A 21133-nucleotide genomic window follows, 5' to 3' on the forward strand; every position below is an offset into this window, starting at 1 on the left:
TTACCAATTGGCTACAATATCGTTAAATATCTTGTTAATAATTCTGTCTGTCACCAGCTTCACCTGGGAAGCTTCTATCTGACTCTGCGTCAGGTCACTGTTGAAAACCGCTTCATCCGTATAGGTTCTGTCGAAACTGGAATCCGGATGTACTTTGTTTTCGTAATGTACTTTCACACTGATCGTCAGTTTGCTCTGTGCCTGCTGTACTACACCACCCGAAGGGTTCTGTGTGGTATTGGAGCTGATCGTAGTAGGTGAGAAACCGTAGTCGGAAATTTCACCTTCTATCAAAATATCAGGATTTGATTTTGTTCCTTTTAAAGTGGTTCTCTGCAGGAATCTGTTCTGGATATCCGTAGAAAACTGCTGGGAAAGTGTTGGGTTCACAAGGGCTGCATTATTGGGAAATTCATTGATCTGAACGGTCTTCTCATCCGTCAGTGAAGATCCTGTAAATGAGTAACACTGATGAAACAGCGAAAGAATGACCAACCCAAATATTATTTTTAATTTACTCATACCATTTTTTGATTTAAAGACTCCAAAACATCTTTATAAGCAGCATACTTAATGCAGATTCCCAAAGGTATAGAAAACAGGATTCCTATTCCGCATGCGATGATTCCAAGCTGAGATATAAAGCCTACTACAATTGAGAATAAAAGGATCATAAAAAAGTTTTTCTTGGCAATTTTCCAGGAAAGTCTGTATGCTTCTCTTACGCTTGTGATTCTATACAGCGAGATCAAAGGCTGTATAAAATACATAGATATGGACAGAATCATAATAAATATCATAATCAGCATCACCCACAATCCCATTCCACCTGCCAGTAAGGCTGCACCGGTATCTGACACCTGTCCACCTTCATTATCGGCAGCAATCAAAAACGGGACTAGTATAAATTGTATCGGAATCATGGCCACCATACATATCGCGAAAATAAGCAGAAACAATTTCAGATACACTACGAAATCCGTAAAGTCGAAAATATCTCCTGCTGAAACCTGCTGACCTTCATCTACTTTTTTGCAGATCTTATAGAAGTTGCCCAGTCCAAGAATCCCACAGAAAGGGATAAAGCTTATGACAAACAGGAGCAGTGTAGCTACGATAAAGCCACCAATATCTTTTTTGAACAGATCTGTTCCCCGGGATACATATTTCCCGATATTAAAATCATAATCTTTTACTTCTAAATTCTTCATTCCTGTGTATTAGTCTTCTAAGTTATATTGTTTTATTTTTCTGTATAATGTTCTCTGTGAAATGCCAAGCTCGTCCGCAGCTCTGTTTCTGCGCCCTTTATGCTTCTCTAACGCTTTGATAATTAAATCTTTTTCATTATTCTGAAGCGATAAGGATTCCGGTCTGTTCTCTTCTATTTCTATATCTTCAATATCTTCGTAGCTGTCATCAGCATTTGAAATAATGGTTGGCGACGTTTGTACCACCGGCGATTTATCTTCGAAATAGAGCAGTGAATTCTGTGCTACAGGCTGATTCTGTTCTGCAGAATAGATCCTATTGATCAGGTTTTTCTCCTGGTTACTCAGATCAGCGGTTCCTTTGTTTTTGATCAGTTCTGAAGTTAGCGATTTTAAATCATTAATATCACTTCTCATATCGAAGAGAATTTTATACATGATTTCTCTTTCGCTTCCAAAATCACTCTGCTTCTGAGAGTTCTGATTATTGACCACCATCGGAAGATGGGTTTCCATGGGAATATATTCAGCGAGTTTCTCCACTGTTATTTCGCGGTTTCTTTCTACCACAGTCATCTGCTCTACCAGATTTCTTAACTGACGGATGTTTCCCGGGAACGTATAATTTTCAATATAATGAACGGCACTAGGCTCCAACTCCAGTTCCGGCATTCTGTATTTTTCTGCAAAATCTATAGAAAACTTTCTGAATAGCAGGTGAATATCTCCTTTTCTTTCTCTCAAAGGAGGCATATCGATCTGAACGGTATTTAAACGGTAGAATAAATCTTCACGGAATCGTCCGTCGTGAATGGCTTTCATCATATTGACGTTCGTAGCTGCTACAATTCTCACATTGGTTTTCTGAACCTGTGAAGAACCCACTTTCATAAATTCACCACTTTCCAGGACTCTCAAAAGACGAACCTGGGTCTGAAGGGGAAGTTCTCCCACCTCATCAAGGAATATGGTTCCACCGTCTGCTACTTCAAAATATCCTTTTCTGGTGGCTGTAGCTCCGGTAAATGCACCTTTTTCGTGCCCGAACAGTTCAGAATCTATCGTTCCTTCCGGAATAGCTCCACAGTTGACGACGATATAAGGCTGATGTTTTCTTTTGGATTCTGAATGGATGATTTTCGGGATAAATTCTTTCCCTACTCCACTTTCTCCGATGACCAGAACGGAAATATCTGTAGGTGCCACCTGAATTGATTTTTCCAGTGCCCTGTTCAGTGCAGGAAAGTTTCCGATGATTCCAAAGCGGTTTTTTATGTTTTGTAAGTCGTTGCTCATAAGTAAATTTTTGATTATTGATTTAATAATAATCTACAGGGCCTCAATCTGTTTCCTGTAGACTTTGTTAAAGTGATGAGTGTAGACATCTTTCATGGTCTTGCCCTCATCATAAGTCCTTAATGCTAAGGTTTTTAAATCCAAATAATCTTTGTTTCTGATCTTAGAAACTTTACTTTTAAAATATATATTCTCCGCAAAGTCGTATTCTTTGCTCTGTTTTTCGAAATTTTCTGAAGCTTTGTCGTATCTGCCCAGCTCGAAATAGGTCACTCCCAGCTGGTAATGGTCATACATCCCTTTGAAATAGCCTTTTGACAATAAAGCTTTTTCAATGATGGCTGCCGATTTTTCTTTCTGCCCCAAAGCACTGTAAGCCATGGCTTTCACCACTTCCAGGTGATAATCTCCGTTTAAAGATCTTCCTAAGTCTTCAGGATAGTATTTTTTTAATGCTTCTAAATCCTGAACAGCTCCGTTGTAATCGCGCAGAAACTGGAATTTACACCAGCCTCTGTAGCCCAGATGCATTTTAGGATCTACGGCAACCGCCTTATCAATAAGGACTTTCCAGGTTACAAAATCTCCGTTCTTAAGATATGGAACGGCTTTTTCCATATAGGAATTAGAGAAATCGGGGCACAATCCGATGGCTTTATCAAAAGCTTCCTGAGATTCCCTGCTGCCCTGTCTGTCCGAAGCCCAGTTGTATAACTCACAAGCTTTTTTGCAGTTCTCACCCTCTACTGCGTTACAGTTGACCTGCGCAATAGTATTGGTGTAAACGATAAGCATCAAAAAGCTAAGGTAATACCTCTGAAACTTTTCCATTTTCAATTTTATAGGTTAAATACTGATAATAGCCTACTTTAAAACCTTTTATCTCTTTCGGGATCCAGCCGTCCAGAGATTTTGTAAACCTCAGCAAACGGTCTCCCAGTTCTTTATCTAAAACTGTTTCCTTTAGCTCTGCATTCATTTGCTGAACTCTGAACAGTCCTGTTTTTCCTTCACAATTTACTAAAAATCTTACGGTAATGTACCCGTTCGTTTTAGTTTCGGAAGATATTTTTTCTTTTTCAAGTTTTTCTATAATGGCGATTTTCTCTCCTTTATAGTCAAACTCTTTTGATCCCTGATAATACTGAAGATTGACCAGCTTTTCCGTGGTGCATCTTTTAAATGCAGGATCATCCAGTTTTTCATCAAATTCGATATCTCCAACGGTTAAAGGATATTTGCTCATGCTTTTTTCGGTCTGACATGACATCAGCACAAAAGAAAATAATGCAAAAAAACAAACCGCCCTGATCAAGATCTCAAATTATTCTGCTGTTCTCCCTAAAAGTGTGCCCTGTGTATTGTCATAGACAAAAACGTTCACAATGTCACCTATTTTCTGTCCTTCCAGCACATCAAATACACAAACCGCGTTCTGAGAGTTTCTTCCTTTCCACTGGTTTTCATTTTTTCTGGACGTCCCTTCGATCAGAATCTGGTGTGTTCTTCCTACGTAAGTCTCCATTCTTTTTCTGGATAACTCACGTTGAAGCTCGATCACTTCATTCAGACGTCTCTGCTTCACTTCAAATGGAATATTATCTTCCATCTTTTTATGCGCAGGCGTTCCCGGTCTTTCTGAATAAGCGAACATATAACCGTAGTCATATTCCACTTCCTTCATCAGGCTTAGTGTATCCTGGTGATCTTCTTCCGTTTCATTACAGAAACCAATGATCATATCCTGGGAAAAAGCAATATCTGGAACGATCTCCTTTGCTTTTCTGATTAAATCTAAATATTCCTCACGGGTATGCTGTCTGTTCATGGCAAGAAGCATATTGTTGCTTCCGCTCTGTACAGGAAGGTGAACGTAGTTACAGATGTTGTCGTGTTTTGCAATCATTCTGAATACATCCAGACTCATATCCTGAGGGTTGGAAGTAGAGAATCTCACTCTCATTTCCGGAACGGCTTTAGCCACTAAATCAAGCAGCTGTGCAAAATTAACCGCTGTAGCTTTCTGCATTTCAGAAGCTTTAACGAAGTCTTTCTTTGGACCTCCTCCGTACCATAAGTAAGAGTCTACATTCTGGCCCAAAAGGGTAATTTCTTTATATCCGTTATCTAAAAGATTTTTACATTCTTCAATGATAGAGTGCGGATCACGGCTTCTTTCTCTTCCTCTGGTAAACGGAACCACACAGAACGTGCACATATTATCGCAGCCTCTGGTGATGGTTACAAATGCCGTAACGCCGTTTCCGCCTAAACGGACCGGGTTGATATCTGCATACGTTTCTTCTTTGGAAAGGATTACGTTGATGGCATCTCTTCCGTCTTCCGTTTCCTTAAGCAGGTTCGGAAGGTCTCTGTACGCATCAGGGCCTACAACAAGATCTACCAGCTGTTCTTCTTCTAAGAATTTGGTTTTCAGTCGTTCTGCCATGCACCCTAAAACCCCAACCGTCATGCTTGGTTTTTCTTTCTTCAGTCTTTTGAACTGGGCAAGGCGCATTCTTACGGTCTGCTCCGCTTTTTCACGGATAGAACAGGTATTTAAAAGGATAAGGTCTGCTTCTTCTACTTTCAGCGTGGTATTGTACCCCTGCTCATTAAGAATAGATGCAACAATCTCAGAATCAGAAAAATTCATCTGGCAGCCGTAGCTTTCCAGAAAGAGCTTTTTAGAATTCTCAGGACGTTCAGCGATAGCAAAAGCTTCTCCCTGTTTTGTTTCGTCTATATATTTTTCCTGCACAATGATCAATTTAAGTTCAATGTTTAAGAGGTAAAGTTCAGTCTTGATTCATGAATTTTCACTCCTAAACAGATTAGTCTGCAAAGATACAAAATATTGTGACAGAATGGCAGGAGATTATTTTGAGAAAATTAAAGACTTAACGACAGTTGATAAGTTGAAATTAGTGGCTGGCCTCTGAATGTTTCCGGGCTCCATTTTTTATCAATTTTTTCTACCGCTTCTACAATTTTTTCTTTGTCTAATGAATCCAGATCGCCAGATTCAACATATATATTATTGAGAATGCCTTCCTGATTTACCTTAAATCTAATATTCACCTTCAATCCGTTGGCATTTTTGATTTTTTGCTTTTTTACGTTGTTACTTAGCTTACTTTTAAACGCCTCTATCCCACCAGGAAATTGAGCTTCTTTTTTTAATCCTTCCGTAGTATAGCCTTCTTTAAAATTTGCAAAATAATCTATTGGATAAAACAGGATCGAAAATTTCTTTTGTTTTCCCGAATTATCACTCCATTTTTTCAATTTATTCACTTCTTGAAAAGCTTTCAAAAAAAGTTCTGTAACACAATCTTCATTGAACTTTTTATTTACAACTTTTGCTTCACCATTTACAATTTCTATGGCAGCCAAAAACATTTCAGATGGCTTATTATTACATGGCTTAAAATTATTTTTAATCAGAATATCGTTCAAATCTTTATAAAATTGAACGGGGCCGCCTTCATAGGGGTTCGTGTTTTCAGGCAGAAGGTCAAAGGTTTGCGCTTTGACGAAAACAGATATGAATAGAAAAAAAATGATCTTAAATAATTTTTTCATCATGATTTTGATATTTGGATTATACTGAACAGAGACGACAAACTTATTTCTACCTTGGCGGATTAAAGTTTAATGGAAGTGTATAAAAGGACTCTACAGGCTCTCCGTTTCTTTTTGCAGGAGTCCACTTTTTCTTTCGCATTCTTTTAATACCATCCAGTATCCTTTGGTCGAATTCAGAATTTCCTGAAGATTCTTTCAGTTGTACATTCTCCATTTTCCCTTCATTGCTAACGACAAAAGTTACCACGAGCTTAAAAGGCTTGTTCCACACAAAATCACTGATATCAATCTGCCTTGCCACTTCTGCTCTAAAACGGCTCATCCCTCCTGGCATTTCCAGGATTGTTGCAATGTCCTGTGTAGTATATCCATCTTTATATCTATTGAACATAATATCAGGTGAAATAAGAAAACTTGTTACTGCCGGTTTTTTTATTCCATTAATAACTGCAGGTTTCCATTTGTTCATGTACTCCAGAACTTTTATTCCCAATTCGAAAGCACATTTATTGTTGGATGCGGCTGATGAATTATCTATACCATATTTTACAGAGGCATCTTCGTATACAACTAACTTAAGATTATACAACTCATTCTTGTCTTTGCAAGGTTTCAATCTTTTATCTATAAGTATTTGGTGAAAGTCACGATAAAACTGTACTTCTCCACCATCGTAGGAATCCATCCCTTTTGGATAATCTACTGGCGCTTCCTGTCCTGAAACTTTCAGAGAAAACACGGTCAGCAATAAAAACAGTATTCTAATCATGATCATAACCATGGGTACTGAAATTAACCTTCACCGTAATTTTAGAATCTACAGGTGTATTTTCTTTCATGGCCGGCTTCCATTTTCCTTTGATCTTTTTCATTGCATACTTCACATCATCTATAAACATTTCACTGTTTTTAATTTTGGGAAGAACATCCAGGCGATTCATTTTACCATCCGGAGCGATATTGATTAAAAAAATAACTTTCCCGTTAATCGCATAGCTCTGGGTATCTACATACGCATAAAGCATATCCATGAACTGCTTACGGAAAGCTTCATCACCACCCGGAAATTCTGCTTTCTGAGTATAAGTTACTTCAGTTTGTGTCGCCTGTTGAGAGAAGCCATTAATTGCAATGAACAATAAAGGCACTAATAAAAGGTATTTTTTCATAGAATGAGTTTAGAGATCTGTGGCTATAGAGGAGAAACTCATTTTAAGTTTGATTTGTGAAGAAACGGGTTGTCCGTTGCATGAAGCAGGAACCCAGCTTTTTTTGATACGTCTTACCACATATTTCATATCATCAAAAAAGTAAGCACTGTTGGAAACTTTAGGGCTTCCTTCGATATTGGTTACTTTTCCGGTCTGATCTACGGTAAGAGTGAATGTAAAATCTCCGTTCAGAACGTAAAAATCTGAATTCAGATAATCATACATGAATTTTCGCAGTGTTTCTTTGTAAACCGTAACACCGCCTTCAAATGCTGCAGGTTTAAAATCGTTACAGTTTTTAATCGCAACCTGTAAAAGAGGCTCCTTAATATCTATCTTCAATAAGTTTTTATTGATCTCCGTGATCGGATTATCGTCTCTGTCTTCAACGTCCTGTTGAGCCCATGTAAAATTGGCAACAAGGAGTGCTATAAATAATGTAAAAGCTTTCATAGATCCGTATTCATTGATTATTAATACAAAGTTAATTATTTAAATGCTTTACTAAAAAGAAAAACTTCAGGCTTTCACCTGAAGTTGATAAATTATTTAAATTTCTTTTAAGCATTCAAAGCTTGCGTCTGTGCTTTGCTTCCCGTTTCTTTTAACATAAATGAAATCAAAACCGCCAGCACAATTCCTGCGATCCAAAATAATATGGAATATTGAAAATGCATTTCTCCAGATGAAGTTTCCAGACTTTTCCCGAACCATATACTGAATAGCGGACTCACCAAGGTAGTTACTCCGAAAGTAATAAAATTAATAGCACCTGTAGCACTTCCTTTCACATAATCCGGATTCGCTTCTTTAATGATAGAATATGGAATCATTGCAGCTCCGGAACCAAGCCCGAAAATAAACATACTGATCTTCGCAGGATAAAGCTCAGGAAAGTAGATCAGTTGCAGAAAGCTTAAAATCATCAGAATTGCCCCGCCCATCAGAACGGGTTTTCTTCTTCCTATTTTATCTGTAATAAATCCTAAAAGCGGACATCCGAATACCCAGCCAAAAGCCACCATAGCACTCGTTATAGCAGCATCATGAAATACAAATCCTTTGTCTTTTTCGAAGAATGCAACGCCCCAGGTCATGGCAAATATCGTAGTTGGTGCAAACAGAAGTCCCGAAATAATGCCGCACAGCCAGGATTGCGGGTTTTTAAAAACGATCTTATACGGTTCTAGATATCCTACTTTTTTAACTTCTTCTCCAGACTGTACCTCAGATTGTTTTTCGCCGGGAATGACCAGAAACAGACAGAATGCTGTAATTACGGTAATAATCCCGGACCAAAGCCAGAAAGTATCAATATTAATCCCTTCCTCAACCCATGGTCCTACCACAAACTGTCCGGCAGTTCCGCCCAGCATTCCGATGCATTGTGTAAATCCAACGGCCGTTGCCAGGGATTTTGAAGAAAATCCTTTGCTTGCCAGATAGACACATCCCGGAAACGCAAAAGCACATCCCGCTCCCTGAAGCAGCCTTCCCGCTACACCACCGGAATAGGCAGACGCGAGAAAAAGCAGACAGCCGATTCCCAGAATTAAAGCTCCTGCAAAAAGAGACCTTTTCCCTCCGAATTTATCCAGAGCTATTCCCGCAATCAGGCTACAGGTGGAATACGTATAATAATAGGTTCCGATCAGGCTGACCAGTTTCAGTTCTGTTGTACTGAAATTGCTGACCAATTCCGGGATCATTACTGCCGGTGCCGAACGGACTACATAATCCAGAAAGTAAAACACCAGCCCGAATACCCAGGCGATAATATAAAATCTTTTTAAGGAAGCACTCATTACAGCAGTCCTTTAATATGTTTGTAATTCGTTTTAACCGTATCCAGAACTTCTTCCATTTTTCCACCCAACATGAGCTGAGCCATAGATTTCGTCATCCCCAGCACCTGATCGAAATCTATTTTCGGAGGAAGAGCAAGTGCATTCGGATTCGTAAAGATGTTGAGAAGGTATGGTCCGTTATAAGCCAGACATTCTTTTATCGCGTCTTCCACTTCTTCCGGCTTGTGAACATTTTTTCCGGGATAGCCCATCGCCTGTGCGACCATGGCAAAATCCGGGTTGATCATATCCGTTTCATTATCCGGCATTCCGCCTACTTCCATTTCCAGTTTTACCATTCCGAGGGTTCTGTTATTGAAAACAATTAATTTGACCGGAAGTTTATATTGAAATATCGTTGCCATATCTCCGAGAAGCATAGACAATCCGCCATCTCCGCACAGGGCAATTACTTCTCTGCCCGGATGAGCTAAAGAAGCTCCTATAGCCATCGGCATAGCATTGGCCATCGATCCGTGATTGAAAGATCCCAGCATTTTTCTTTCGCCGGTTCCTGTAATAAATCTGGCACCCCACACACAGCACATTCCAGTATCTACGGTAAAAATAGCGTCCTTCTTAGCCAACTGATCCAAAGTATGTGCTACATATTCAGGCTGAATAGCATCTTCCTTTCCGGAATCCTTCACGTAGGTGAGCTGACTTTCTTTTACTTTTTCATAAAATGCCAGCTGCTCATTCAGAAAGTGGACATCTGTTTTTTCTTCAAGTAACGGTAGCAAAGCTTTGATGGTTTCTTTGACATCCCCTGCCAAGCCAAGCTCCAGCTTCGCTCTTCTTCCCAGTCTTTCAGGGCTTTCGTCGATCTGAACAATTTTATTTTTTACCGGCATGAATTTCTGATAGGGGAAATCGGTTCCCAGCATGATCAGAAGATCGGCCTCGTGCATGGCATGATAAGCGGATGGAAATCCCAGAAGGCCAGTAAGTCCGACTTCATTGGGATTATTCGGCTGAATAGCCATTTTCCCACGGAAAGAATATCCTACCGGAGCTTTTAAAAATTTTGACAACTCTACTACCTCAGCATTGGCTTCTCCTGCCCCGATTCCGCAATACAGCGTCACTTTTTTGCTTTCATTAATCAAAGCTGCCAGACGTTTCAATTCGTCGTCTGAAGGCCTGATCACAGGGTTTGTCTTAAATATCTGGGTAGAAGTAGATCCCTCTTCGGCATCAAGCTCTGACACGTCTCCAGGAAGTCCAATCACGGCTACTCCTTTTTTTGAAATCGCGTGTTGGATGGCTGTCTGCAATGTTCTCTGTACCTGTTCAGGTCTGGTGATCATCTGATTGTAATGGCTGCAGTCATCAAATAGCTTTATGGTATTGGTTTCCTGGAAATAATCCATCCCCATTTCGTCACTGGGAATCGTGGATGCAATAACAAGCATCGGAACATGAGATTTGTGCGCTTCATAGACTCCATTGATCAAATGAACGTGTCCCGGGCCACAGCTTCCTGCACATACCGCAAAGCCATCGAGCTCAGCTTCTGCGGCGGCGGCATAGGCACCTACTTCTTCATGTCTTACATGGATCCATTCGATGCTGCTTTTTTTAACGGCAATATTAAGATGATTAAGACTGTCGCCGGTTACTGCATAAATTCTTTTCACATTGGCATTTTCGAGCATTTCAACAATCTGCTCTGCTATGTTTTTAGCCATAATTACTATTTTTTGGTGGTTATTTTAGTTATAGAATACTGAAGAAAGTATAGATGGGCAGGCCTTGTAAGCATTAAAAAATCCTTCCCTCTCTCAAATTTAGCTAATAAATTACAATTCTGAGGTTTCTATAGTATTAAAATTTCAACAGGTTTAAGAGAAATTAAAATTCGGAGACTGAAAGAAAGTTACGAGATACAGGGTGAGAGTTTCGGGTGAATCGGTTGTCAGTTGTCAGTTGTTGGTTGCTGGTTAATCGCAATCAAGCTAATGAGTTATTGTTTTATGTTTAGATTCTCTGCTCTTGTTTGGGCTTAGTTTCAAAACTTAGGGAAGAAATGAATTTTTTTTCACGCAAAGTTCTATGAAAAATGCTTTTGAATTAGAGGAGGCAAAGAGTTCGACTCCGTCAATGATGAAGCTGCCGGATAGCGTCTGCTTAATCGAATCAATTTCATTGATTCCGCCTTTGCTCCCCTTTATCAATAGATTAATCAATTTCTTTGCGTAATAAAAAAACCTTATCCGCATCTTAAGTTTTGAGACTGATCCACTTTTTATCTAGCCCCGAAGCTTTGGAATTGATCTCTTCTTTTTTCTTGATTCTAACTTCTAAAACAAAAAACTCCGCATTAATCTGCGGAGTCTTTGTTATTTATAGTTGATATTAAATTACTTCTATCTGATTTCTTAATAAATCTTCAAATTCATCTCTCTTACGGATCAGGAGTGCTTTCCCGTCTAAGAACAGAACCTCAGCCGGCTTTAATCTTGAATTGAAGTTTGAACTCATTTCAAAACCGTAAGCCCCTGCATTATGGAAAGCCAGAATATCTCCTTCTCTTACCTCATTCAGTTTTCTGTCCCAGGCAAATGTATCGGTTTCACAGATGTTTCCTACTACCGTATAAATTCTTTCCGCTCCTTTTGGATTAGAAAGGTTTTCGATCTTGTGATAAGAGTCGTAGAACATCGGACGGATCAGGTGATTAAATCCTGAATTTACCCCTACAAATACAGTAGCTGTCGTTTGCTTAATGACATTAGCTTTTACTAAAAGATATCCGCTTTTTCCTACCAAGAATTTTCCCGGTTCAAACCAAAGTTCGAATTTTCTTCCTGTAGATTTTGTGAAATCGGATATTACTTTTTCCACCTTCTTACCTAATGTTCTCACGTCTGTTTCTTCTTCGCTATCCTGATAAGGAATTTTGAAACCGCTTCCCATATCCAGATATTTAAGATTAGGGAAATGCTCGGAAAGTTCCAGCATGATATCCAGTGCCTGAAGGAAAACGTCCGGATCTTTGATCTCGCTTCCTGTGTGCATGTGAAGACCTTCCACATTAAGGTTGGTACTTTTCATCACTCTTTCGATATGACGAACCTGGTGGATAGAGATCCCGAACTTGCTGTCGATATGTCCCGTTGAAATTTTATAGTTTCCGCCCGCGAAAATATGCGGATTGATTCTTACAAGGATAGGATACGTATTTCCGTATTTATTCCCGAACTGCTCAAGAATAGAGATATTATCTATGTTAATATGAACTCCGAAAGCCATTGCTTCTTCTATTTCAGCCAGGTCTACACAGTTGGGAGTAAACAGGATTTTCTCTTTCGGAAATCCTACCTTTAGTCCTAGTCTGACTTCATTAATAGATACACAATCCAAAGAAGCACCCAAGTTCTTGACGTACTTTAAAATGTTGATGTTCGTCAACGCCTTTGCCGCATAGAAAAACTTTGTGTGTTTTAAAAAAGAGGATGTAAGTTTCTCGTATTGAACTTTGATGGATTCAGCATCATAAACATACACCGGGGTGCCAAAATCATTGGCAATCTTTAATAATTCTTTTGAATTCATAATTTTATTTTAACATAAAAAAAGGCAGATTCTTAGATAAAGAACCTGCCACATTGATTATTTTTATGCAAGACAAGTCTTTTAAATATTCCAAACCTTAGAGAACTTTACAGTTCCCTTTTTTCCAGTTTTAATTTGTTTAAAATGTTGCATTGCTTCTATTTATTTTTTGCAAAAATACTATTTATTTTTTATTTCAGGAGAATTGATTTCAAAACATCTTCTTTTTGAAGGCCTTATGGATCAATCGTGTTTGGTAATTTTGAGGTCTGTGAAATGCCCAAGCGTACCCGGACCAATCCAAAGTCCGACCTTTCCGCGCTGACTTGCTCCCTGTTTCAGATCATTGACAATTAAAGTAGGTTGAGAGGCGCCATTCACAAAAAGTTTTGCAGTTTCATCCTTTACTTCTATTTTCACTTTAATCCATTCGGCGGGCACCATATCGGCATAGGCTTCATATTTCTCCGGGGTTTCTTTTCGTAATTTTTCCCAGGGATAGCCTGGCCAGGAAATATATTGAGTAGAATGGTTTCTGCGCACCTGATCATTGGCTCGTCCGTTCGTTGGCCGCAAATAGAAAACTTCCATTTTAGAAATATCATCGGTCACCCGGAAAGCAATTCCTACAAAGCCACGGGCCGTTTCACTGGCGGTCGAATTGGTTTGTCCGGAAATCGTAGCTTCGATAATGCCATTGTGAAAATCTGTATTTTTCAGCACAGCCAATGTCTTTTCATTGGTGACTTCTCCCTGAATTTCAATAACCAAAGCATTTTTATTTTTGTACTTCCCTTCTTTCACACTTACCTGAGAAGGAAGCACATCCGTTGTTTTCAACGATAAATTTTGCGCTTTGGATAAAGCAAAGGTTAGAATACTTAAGACCAAAGTTCCCCATAATTTTTTACTGATCATAGCTTTGCGATTTTAATATTGAACGAAGCTTGAAGATAATAAAAATCAGGACTTAATGGGTCAATTTTATTTAGGCAGTGGTAAGGTCTCAAAATCTCCTCTGAGCAATGCCAGCTGAAGATCATTATGAAGATCCGTAGAAGGTAACGGAAGATCAATTTTCAGCTTCGCAAGCTTGCTCATGGTTTGAATCTGCGTAAACAGGTCGTAAAAACCATAAGACATGACTTTTCCGTTTCCAATGATCAGGAACATTTTTTCTCCTAATTTTTTTCCCTGTCCCAGCCACAATTCATTTCTCTTTCTGAAATCAATCTTTTTCATGAAAACATTGACATCATTAAATTCTTCGTGCAAACTGATAAACTGAACTGCTTTTGTGCCCTGAGTAAATGATTTGAATTTAAGGATAGGCTTTTCGGCTTTATTAAGTTTATTTTTTTCAACAATGTATTTATTGTTTTTGAAATACAACCCGAACTGAAACGCTTCTTTTTTCTTGATATTTTTGGAATTCAGGATCAGCTTGGCAATAATATCTGAACCTGTAAGCTCATAATTGATCTGCTCAACCTCTCTCTGAATCTCTTCCCACCTCTTGGATTTGGAATTAAATACTTTCTTTGAAAATTTATTGATATCCTGAACGTAATCCGATAAAATGATCTTCCCCGCTTCATTCTGGAAGTAGACAAAACCTTTTTCATTCGGAAGATCCTGAGTCAGGATTTTGATTTTATTAATGTAGGTCTTGGCATTGGTTTCATCATGCTGCTTCTGGATGATTTCATTTTCTGTATCTTTTGAGATCAGCAGTTTGAACAGTTCCAATGTTGCTCTTGCGTCACCATCTGCCCTGTGATGATTCGTTAACGGAATTCCAAGCGATTTTACCAATTTCCCCAATGAATAACTTACCTCATCCGGGATCATTTTCTTCGCTAAAGGAATGGTATCTAAAGTATTGGTCTGAAAATCATAACCCAGCCTTTTGAAAGACTGGCGCAGCATTCTGTAATCAAAATCAATATTGTGCCCTACGAGGATGGTATTCTGAGTGATTTCAATGACTCTTTTGGCTATTTCATGAAATTTAGGAGCGGTTTTGACCATTTTGGGCGTAATACTTGTCAGTTTCTGCACAAAAGGGGTAATATCACTTTCAGGATTTACGAGAGATATAAACTGGTCAGTAATTTTCTGGCCATCATACCTGTAGATGGCTATATCTATAATGCATTCATTTCTATAACCTGCACCATTACTTTCTATATCTATAATCGAATACATTGAATTGTAGTTATACTGCTATTTTTTTGATTAATATTAATAATTCCCGTCATCATCAGCCCGGAACATAAACTTATGAGCCTTAGTACATAACCCATGCCATCTGTCCCTGTCAGCTGCAATTGTATCTGCTGCCTGTCTTTGATATTCACAAGAACACCGTAGAACGTACACACAGACTGATCAACGAAAATTATTCCGCCCAATAACTGATACAGCCATTTTTTATCCACCAGTAAAGGCAGTCCTGCTAAAATAACAAAAATTATGTCAAAAAAAGTAAAACGGGCATTGATACTGTCCATTGCCAGCTTCAAAACGGCTTGCCCGATCCAATAAAAAGCTGATACTCTTCTCTTAGCAGGATTATTTTTTTATAGAATTAATTTTAAAACCTTATCTCTTTCTTCCTCCCAATCCGAACATTCCCAGGATGGCTTTTGCCCCTTCACGCATCAAAGTGCTGGTAAAAGTTCTTCCGGCTTTACTTTGAAGCACCTGTTCAAACATTCCCGGCTCTTCTTTCACCGGCTTTGTCTTTTGGGTAGGTGCAGGATTTTGGGCTGCCTGCTCCATTCTGTTCGTTAATATTTCATATGCTGATTCCTTATCAACAGGCTGTTCGTATTTAGCAACCAAAGCAGAATTCCCTGTTAATTCCGAAATTTCCGCATCACTTAAAACATCCATTCTCGATTCCGGAGAGATCAGATAGGTGTGAACAAGCGGTGTAGGAATCCCTTTTTCATCCAAAGCGGTCACAAATGCTTCTCCGATCCCCAGATTCTGGATCAGGCTTGATGCATTATAAAACTCCGTTGTCGGATAGTTTTCAACAGCTTTCGTAATTTCTTTTTTATCTTTTGCGGTAAATCCTCTCAAAGCATGCTGAATCTTCAGTCCCAGCTGAGACAAAACATTTTCAGGAACATCGCCCGGAATCTGTGTGATAAAATAAATCCCCACTCCTTTGGAACGGATCAGTTTTACCATCGTCTCAATTTGTGAAAGCAGTGCTTTTGAAGCTTCATCAAAAATCAGGTGGGCTTCGTCTATGAAAAGAACTAATTTTGGTTTTCCGCTGTCTCCTTCTTCAGGGAAAGTCATATAAATTTCGGCAAAAAGCGACAGCATAAATGTAGAAAACAACTGTGGCTTACTCTGAATCTCGGCTACTCTTAAAATGTTTACGACTCCTTTTCCATCTCTGGTTTCAAGAAGGTCATGAACATCAAAGCTTAATTCACCGAAGAAATCAGAAGCTCCCTGCTGCTCAAGCGCAACAATAGATCTTAGAATCGTACCCAAAGAAGCCGAAGCAATGGATCCGTAGTTGGCCGCCAGTTCAGCTTTTCCCTGTGCATTGTCTGTTACGTACTGCAGAACTTTTTTTAAATCATTTAAATCAATTAATGGAAGACCTTTATCATCACAATATTTGAAAACAATAGACATGATACTTTGTTGAGTATCATTCAGTTCAAGAATTTTGCTTAATAAAACAGGTCCGAATTCCGTCACAGTCGCCCTTAGCTTAACTCCTTTTCCTCCGGAAATACTCATCAGCTCTACCGGGAAGGTTTGTGGATTGTAGGGAAGCTGCGTTTTAGCATACCTTTCTTCAATGATAGGATTCATCTGTCCCGCTTCTGCAATTCCTGAAAAGTCTCCTTTAATATCTAAAACCAAAGAAGGAATTCCGGCGTGAGAAAGCTGTTCAGCAAAAACCTGCAGCGTTTTCGTCTTACCTGTTCCTGTAGCGCCTGCAATAAGTCCATGTCGGTTGATTGTTTTCAAAGGAATCGTTACGTTGACTTCCGGGACAACTTCCCCGTCCAGCATTCCTTTTCCTAATATAATGTGCTCTCCTTTTGAAGTATATCTTGAATTCAGTTCTTCAATAAATTGTGTTTTGTCTGCCATCTGATCTTTTTTTAACTTATAAATATAAAAGTTTTTGCAAAATATTCGGGTATTAAAGTCATATTACATGATTAAATTTAGTTTTAACTTGTACAAATAATACTTAATTTAGTACAAGAAAGTACAACTCATTTCATATGCAGCATCCCATTATGTTCAGGAAAAATTTACTGATTATTTTTTCCCTTGTATTCGCAACTGTTTTCTCCCAACAAAGGGCACAGCCGGCAAAGTTATCGGCAAAGGGAGATTATACCCATGAATCAACTTCCACTATATTCCCGGCGTTATGGTCAGGGTTTCAGCGGGAGGCGATCTACTCTTATGATCTTAAAAACAATCATTTGGCAGTAGGCTACGTTCAGCAAACAACGAAAAAAAATAAAACAACACTTACGCTCTACATTTATCCTAAAAAAGAAATTGACAATCAGCTGTTAAGAGATGAATTTTCTACCTACGAGTATGCTCTTAACCAGAATTCCAACAAAGGTACCGATCTCAAACCTTCATTCGGAAGTGCTTCCAATGAGCATCTGAAAGTCAACTATATATATTCCATTTTTGATCATTCCATGGGGCAGCCTGATTTTTTTAAAGGGGTAAAATACACAGACAAAAAGTCTCTTCTCGCAATCTACGAATGTGGAGGCTGGGGCTTTAAGATCAGAATATCCAGTGATGATATGACCTCAGATCAGATCGCGGAATTAAAAGACAAAACCGAAAACTATTTCGGACTGCTGAATATTGCGTCTAAAAGACCTCTTCCGATAAGCAAAACTCCCGACATCGTTCTATCTCCTGTGGTCAAAAGAGATTCTATGATGATTAATTCTACAATCACCGCTGCACAGGCAAAAATTGAATGGCTGGGAACTCATTTGGAAAAGAAAGAGCTGCTCACAGGTTTCAATGATATGAATATTGATTCTGAGGTATTTGCCATTGAAAAAATGATAGAGTTTTATAAAAAACATGAAAAAGACTGGACTATGGACCGGGATACTAAAAAATATTTTGATGAAATGATCCGAATAGCCGACAACGGAAAAATCAAAGATCACATTTACGAAAAATACAACAGACTGATTAATTATGAACAGGGAGCAGCCAGAAAAGACGATTACATCCAGTTCAGGATAGATAAAAACATTTCGGAAGACACCAATCAGATTTTGTATAAAATATTTTATAAATTAGAATAAATAAAGGGTATATAGATTTATTCTATCGTTATAGTTTCTCTATAATGACCCGTTTTAAAAATAAAACCCGATTTTTGTAGATTAATATCAATAACAAAATTGTTTATAAATAAGATGAAAGTTGAACAAATATATACAGGATGCCTTGCCCAGGGAGCATATTATATTGTATCAGAAAATGAAGCTGTGATTATTGATCCTTTGAGAGAGGTTAAACCTTATCTGGATCGCCTTGATAAAGACCATGTAACTTTAAAATATATTTTTGAGACCCATTTCCACGCTGATTTCGTTTCAGGACATTTGGATCTGAGTAAAAAAACAGGAGCTCCTATTGTTTACGGACCTACCGCACAGCCTGCATTTGAGGCTATCATCGCTGAAGACAACCAGATCTTTGAGATCGGAAACATAAAAATCAAAGTACTGCATACTCCCGGACATACGATGGAGAGCACCACTTACCTTTTAATAGATGAAAACGGAACCGAAACCGCTATTTTTACTGGTGACACTCTGTTTTTAGGAGATGTCGGAAGACCAGATCTTGCGCAAAAAGCAACCAGTCTTACCCAAGAAGATCTTGCAGGAATTCTGTATGACAGTCTTCATACCAAAATTCTTCCATTGGATGACAGCATTACGGTTTACCCTGCGCACGGTGCCGGTTCAGCATGTGGAAAAAATATGCAGAAAGAAACCGTGGACATTCTGGGAAATCAGAAAAAGACCAATTATGCGCTTAACCAGCCGGATAAAGAATCATTTATCAGAGAAGTTCTTGACGGCCTTACCGCTCCACCGAAATATTTCGGAATGAATGTAGCGATGAACAAAGGCGGATACGAAAGCCTTGATGTGGTGATGACTAAAGGATTAAGCCCTATTGCTGCCGAAGATTTCGAAGATTTTGCAGAAGAAACCGGTGCCTTGATTTTAGATACAAGAAGCCCGGCAGAATTCCACAAAGGATTTATTCCTAATTCTGTCAACATAGGTTTGAAAGGAGATTTCGCGCCATGGGTTGGAAATATGATCGTAGATGTGAAACACCCTATTCTTCTTGTTGCTGATGAAGGAACTGAAGAAGAAGTGATTACCCGATTAAGCAGAGTCGGATTCGACAATGTGGTAGGATATTTGGACGGAAGCTTTGCATCATGGAAATCTACAGGAAAAGAAACTGATGAAATTAAAAGGATAACTCCTGCTGAATTCGCAGAACAGTTTACAGAAAACGCTAAAGTAATCGATGTAAGAAAACTGACTGAATATTCTGCTGAACATGTTGACAATGCATTCAACAAGCCATTGGACACCATCAGCGACTGGGTAAAAACCATTGATGATTCTGAACATTTCTTCCTGCACTGTGCCGGAGGATACAGAAGCATGATCGCAGCAAGCATCCTTAACGCACACGGAATCAGGAATTTTACTGAAATAGAAGGAGGCTTCAACGGCATCAAAAAAACAGAAAAATTACCGACTACAGATTTTGTTTGTCAGTCCAAAACATTATAGTATGCTGAAAGGAAGGATCTTCGGATATATTCTGACTTGCGCTTTAGTGTTAACAGCCTGTAAAACAACGGCTACAGCTGGCTATCCAAAAGCAGACATCAAACAAATAGTTAACAGTTCTGATGTCACACTGGTCGATGTAAGAATTCAGGAACAGTATGAAGCAGGAACCGCGAAAGGTGCTGTCAACATTCCTTTAGCTGAAATACAGAACAATATCGGTTCGTTAAAAGGCAAAAAGGTAGTTGTTTTCTGCAATAAAGGAATCCAGGCTGACCAGGCAATGGAAATCTTAAAGAAAAACAGCGTGGAAGCTTACGACGGCACCAGCTGGAAAAATGTAAAAGCTATTCAGGATGAAACAGCTTCCGGAAAATAAAATATAACAACCATCAGGATTGATCTTATGAAGCCTGATGGTTTACAAAAAAACCATAACTATGTCACAAAAATTTCAGGAAATCATCAATTCGGAAAGACCGGTACTTATTGATTTTTTTGCCACGTGGTGTCAGCCATGTAAAGTACAATCATCAGTTTTAAATACTGTAAAGGAAAATATAGGCGAAGGAGCCAGAATCATCAAAGTAGATGTAGACCAATATCCGGCTTTGGCAGCTCAGTACGGAGTGAGAGGTGTTCCTACCCTTGCCGTCTTCAAAAATGGCGAACTCTTATGGAAAGAAAGCGGTGTCCATGATGTGAATTCACTTACGGAACTGCTTAAACAATATGCTTAATTAGACTGAGGCTAAGGTTTAGGCTCATATTAAAGTCTAAACCTCAGCCTTAATTTATAATTCAAGTGAAAATCGATCTCTGTCGTTCAGAAACTGGAAATGTTGCCTGAAATCTTTTAATTCATCCATATTCAGCTCTGCAGAGATGATATTTCCGTTCTTTTGAGAAATTTCCGTTCCATCGGCAAAAAAACAGTGTGAGCTTTCCTGGTAAAAAAGATTATTACCGTCCGTTCCAATTCTATTTAAACCAAAAACAAAAGACAGGTTTTCTATAGCTCTTGCTTTTAAAAGATGCTCCCAGGCTCCTACTCTTTTTTCAGGCCAGTTGGCAATATACAGGATGGCATCATAATCGTCATTATTCCTTGCAAAAACAGGGAAACGAAGATCATAGCATACCTGCAACAATATCCTGAATCCTTTATAATTCACAATTTCTCTCTTATATCCCGGACTATACACTTTATCTTCTCCTGAAAATGAAAACAGGTGTCTTTTATCATAGAAAAAACTTTCAGAATCAGGTTGCACAAAGTACATTCTGTTGTAAAAATGTCCACCTTGCTCTACAGGAGCACTCCCACAGAAGGCTGCATTTTTTTCTTTAGCCATTTTCTTCAGAAACTCCAGAGATTCTTCATTTCTGTCCGAAACTTCAGCCGCATCCATACAAAAACCGGTAGAGAACATTTCAGGAAGCAGGAAAATATCAGCCTCCACCTCTTTAAAGTGTTCTTCGATTAGTTGAAAATTTTTGTCTTTGTTTTTCCAGACAATATCTAAATTAAGTCCTGCTATTCTCATAAACTTTGTTAA

Annotated in this window: 21 protein-coding genes; 4 read left to right on the forward strand and 17 right to left on the reverse strand. The window is 38.7% G+C overall.

From position 1 onward, the window contains the following. From lptE to BM143_RS19685, 16 genes are all read right to left on the reverse strand, one after another. A complete protein-coding gene (lptE, locus tag BM143_RS19605) occupies window positions 1-522 on the reverse strand; it encodes an LPS assembly lipoprotein LptE (protein ID WP_090026588.1) in 522 nt (173 codons plus the stop codon). Continuing rightward, window positions 519-1211: a DUF4013 domain-containing protein gene (locus BM143_RS19610; RefSeq protein ID WP_090026590.1), complete on the reverse strand. Its 693-nt coding sequence runs from the start codon at window positions 1209-1211 to the stop codon at window positions 519-521. Before BM143_RS19610 ends, lptE begins: the two co-directional genes overlap by 4 nt. Window positions 1212-1220: 9 nt before the next feature. After that, window positions 1221-2507, reverse strand: a complete 1287-nt coding sequence (locus tag BM143_RS19615) for a sigma-54 interaction domain-containing protein (RefSeq protein ID WP_090026591.1) — start codon at window positions 2505-2507, stop codon at window positions 1221-1223. 33 nt (window positions 2508-2540) lie between these two features. Next, entirely contained in the window at window positions 2541-3338 is a 798-nt protein-coding gene (locus tag BM143_RS19620; protein ID WP_090026593.1) for a tetratricopeptide repeat protein, read from the reverse strand. Next, window positions 3310-3753 (reverse strand): hypothetical protein, encoded by a 444-nt coding sequence (locus BM143_RS19625; protein ID WP_139222076.1) that lies wholly within the window; start codon window positions 3751-3753, stop codon window positions 3310-3312. Before BM143_RS19625 ends, BM143_RS19620 begins: the two co-directional genes overlap by 29 nt. Window positions 3754-3831: 78 nt before the next feature. Continuing rightward, window positions 3832-5268, reverse strand: a complete 1437-nt coding sequence (miaB, locus tag BM143_RS19630; RefSeq protein ID WP_090026690.1) for a tRNA (N6-isopentenyl adenosine(37)-C2)-methylthiotransferase MiaB — start codon at window positions 5266-5268, stop codon at window positions 3832-3834. A gap of 131 nt (window positions 5269-5399) precedes the next feature. Beyond that, complete coding sequence (locus tag BM143_RS19635; protein WP_139222077.1) at window positions 5400-6092, reverse strand: hypothetical protein; 693 nt, start codon at window positions 6090-6092, stop codon at window positions 5400-5402. 49 nt (window positions 6093-6141) lie between these two features. Then, entirely contained in the window at window positions 6142-6864 is a 723-nt protein-coding gene (locus BM143_RS19640) for an energy transducer TonB (RefSeq protein ID WP_167375319.1), read from the reverse strand. After that, the gene (locus BM143_RS19645) at window positions 6857-7264 is read right to left on the reverse strand and encodes an energy transducer TonB (RefSeq protein WP_090026601.1); all 408 of its coding nucleotides are present in this window, start codon (window positions 7262-7264) and stop codon (window positions 6857-6859) included. The genes BM143_RS19640 and BM143_RS19645 overlap by 8 nt, the downstream gene beginning before the upstream one ends. Before the next feature lie 9 nt (window positions 7265-7273). Beyond that, window positions 7274-7759: an energy transducer TonB gene (locus tag BM143_RS19650; protein ID WP_090026603.1), complete on the reverse strand. Its 486-nt coding sequence runs from the start codon at window positions 7757-7759 to the stop codon at window positions 7274-7276. Between the two features lie 107 nt (window positions 7760-7866). Next, the gene (locus BM143_RS19655) at window positions 7867-9111 is read right to left on the reverse strand and encodes an MFS transporter (protein ID WP_090026605.1); all 1245 of its coding nucleotides are present in this window, start codon (window positions 9109-9111) and stop codon (window positions 7867-7869) included. After that, window positions 9111-10844 carry a thiamine pyrophosphate-dependent enzyme gene (locus BM143_RS19660; RefSeq protein WP_090026608.1) on the reverse strand — a complete coding sequence of 578 codons (1734 nt, stop codon included), beginning with the start codon at window positions 10842-10844 and terminating at the stop codon, window positions 9111-9113. Before BM143_RS19660 ends, BM143_RS19655 begins: the two co-directional genes overlap by 1 nt. 667 nt (window positions 10845-11511) lie before the next feature. Next, window positions 11512-12711: a diaminopimelate decarboxylase gene (lysA, locus tag BM143_RS19665; protein ID WP_175548931.1), complete on the reverse strand. Its 1200-nt coding sequence runs from the start codon at window positions 12709-12711 to the stop codon at window positions 11512-11514. Between the two features lie 243 nt (window positions 12712-12954). Next, window positions 12955-13629 carry a hypothetical protein gene (locus BM143_RS19670; protein WP_090026609.1) on the reverse strand — a complete coding sequence of 225 codons (675 nt, stop codon included), beginning with the start codon at window positions 13627-13629 and terminating at the stop codon, window positions 12955-12957. A 66-nt stretch (window positions 13630-13695) separates the two neighbouring features. Further along, window positions 13696-14919 carry a 3'-5' exonuclease gene (locus BM143_RS19675; protein ID WP_090026611.1) on the reverse strand — a complete coding sequence of 408 codons (1224 nt, stop codon included), beginning with the start codon at window positions 14917-14919 and terminating at the stop codon, window positions 13696-13698. A gap of 396 nt (window positions 14920-15315) precedes the next feature. Beyond that, on the reverse strand, window positions 15316-16842 hold the full coding sequence (locus BM143_RS19685) for a helicase HerA-like domain-containing protein (protein ID WP_090026614.1): 1527 nt from the start codon (window positions 16840-16842) through the stop codon (window positions 15316-15318). A 137-nt stretch (window positions 16843-16979) separates the two neighbouring features. Between BM143_RS19685 and BM143_RS19690 the strand changes: the two genes are divergently transcribed. From BM143_RS19690 to BM143_RS19705, 4 genes are all read left to right on the forward strand, one after another. Then, window positions 16980-18050, forward strand: a complete 1071-nt coding sequence (locus BM143_RS19690) for a hypothetical protein (protein ID WP_139222078.1) — start codon at window positions 16980-16982, stop codon at window positions 18048-18050. 114 nt (window positions 18051-18164) lie between these two features. Next, entirely contained in the window at window positions 18165-19574 is a 1410-nt protein-coding gene (locus BM143_RS19695; RefSeq protein WP_090026618.1) for an MBL fold metallo-hydrolase, read from the forward strand. 1 nt (window position 19575) lies between these two features. After that, window positions 19576-19953, forward strand: coding sequence for a rhodanese-like domain-containing protein (locus BM143_RS19700; protein ID WP_090026620.1), 378 nt, complete (start codon window positions 19576-19578; stop codon window positions 19951-19953). A gap of 61 nt (window positions 19954-20014) precedes the next feature. Continuing rightward, complete coding sequence (locus BM143_RS19705; protein ID WP_034726850.1) at window positions 20015-20314, forward strand: thioredoxin family protein; 300 nt, start codon at window positions 20015-20017, stop codon at window positions 20312-20314. A gap of 54 nt (window positions 20315-20368) precedes the next feature. Here BM143_RS19705 and BM143_RS19710 read toward each other — a convergent pair whose 3' ends face one another. Continuing rightward, a complete protein-coding gene (locus BM143_RS19710) occupies window positions 20369-21121 on the reverse strand; it encodes a nitrilase-related carbon-nitrogen hydrolase (protein WP_090026622.1) in 753 nt (250 codons plus the stop codon). Between the last annotated feature and the right edge of the window lie 12 nt (window positions 21122-21133).

It is taken from the genome of Chryseobacterium oleae (assembly GCF_900115055.1).
Lineage (GTDB): Bacteria > Bacteroidota > Bacteroidia > Flavobacteriales > Weeksellaceae > Chryseobacterium > Chryseobacterium oleae.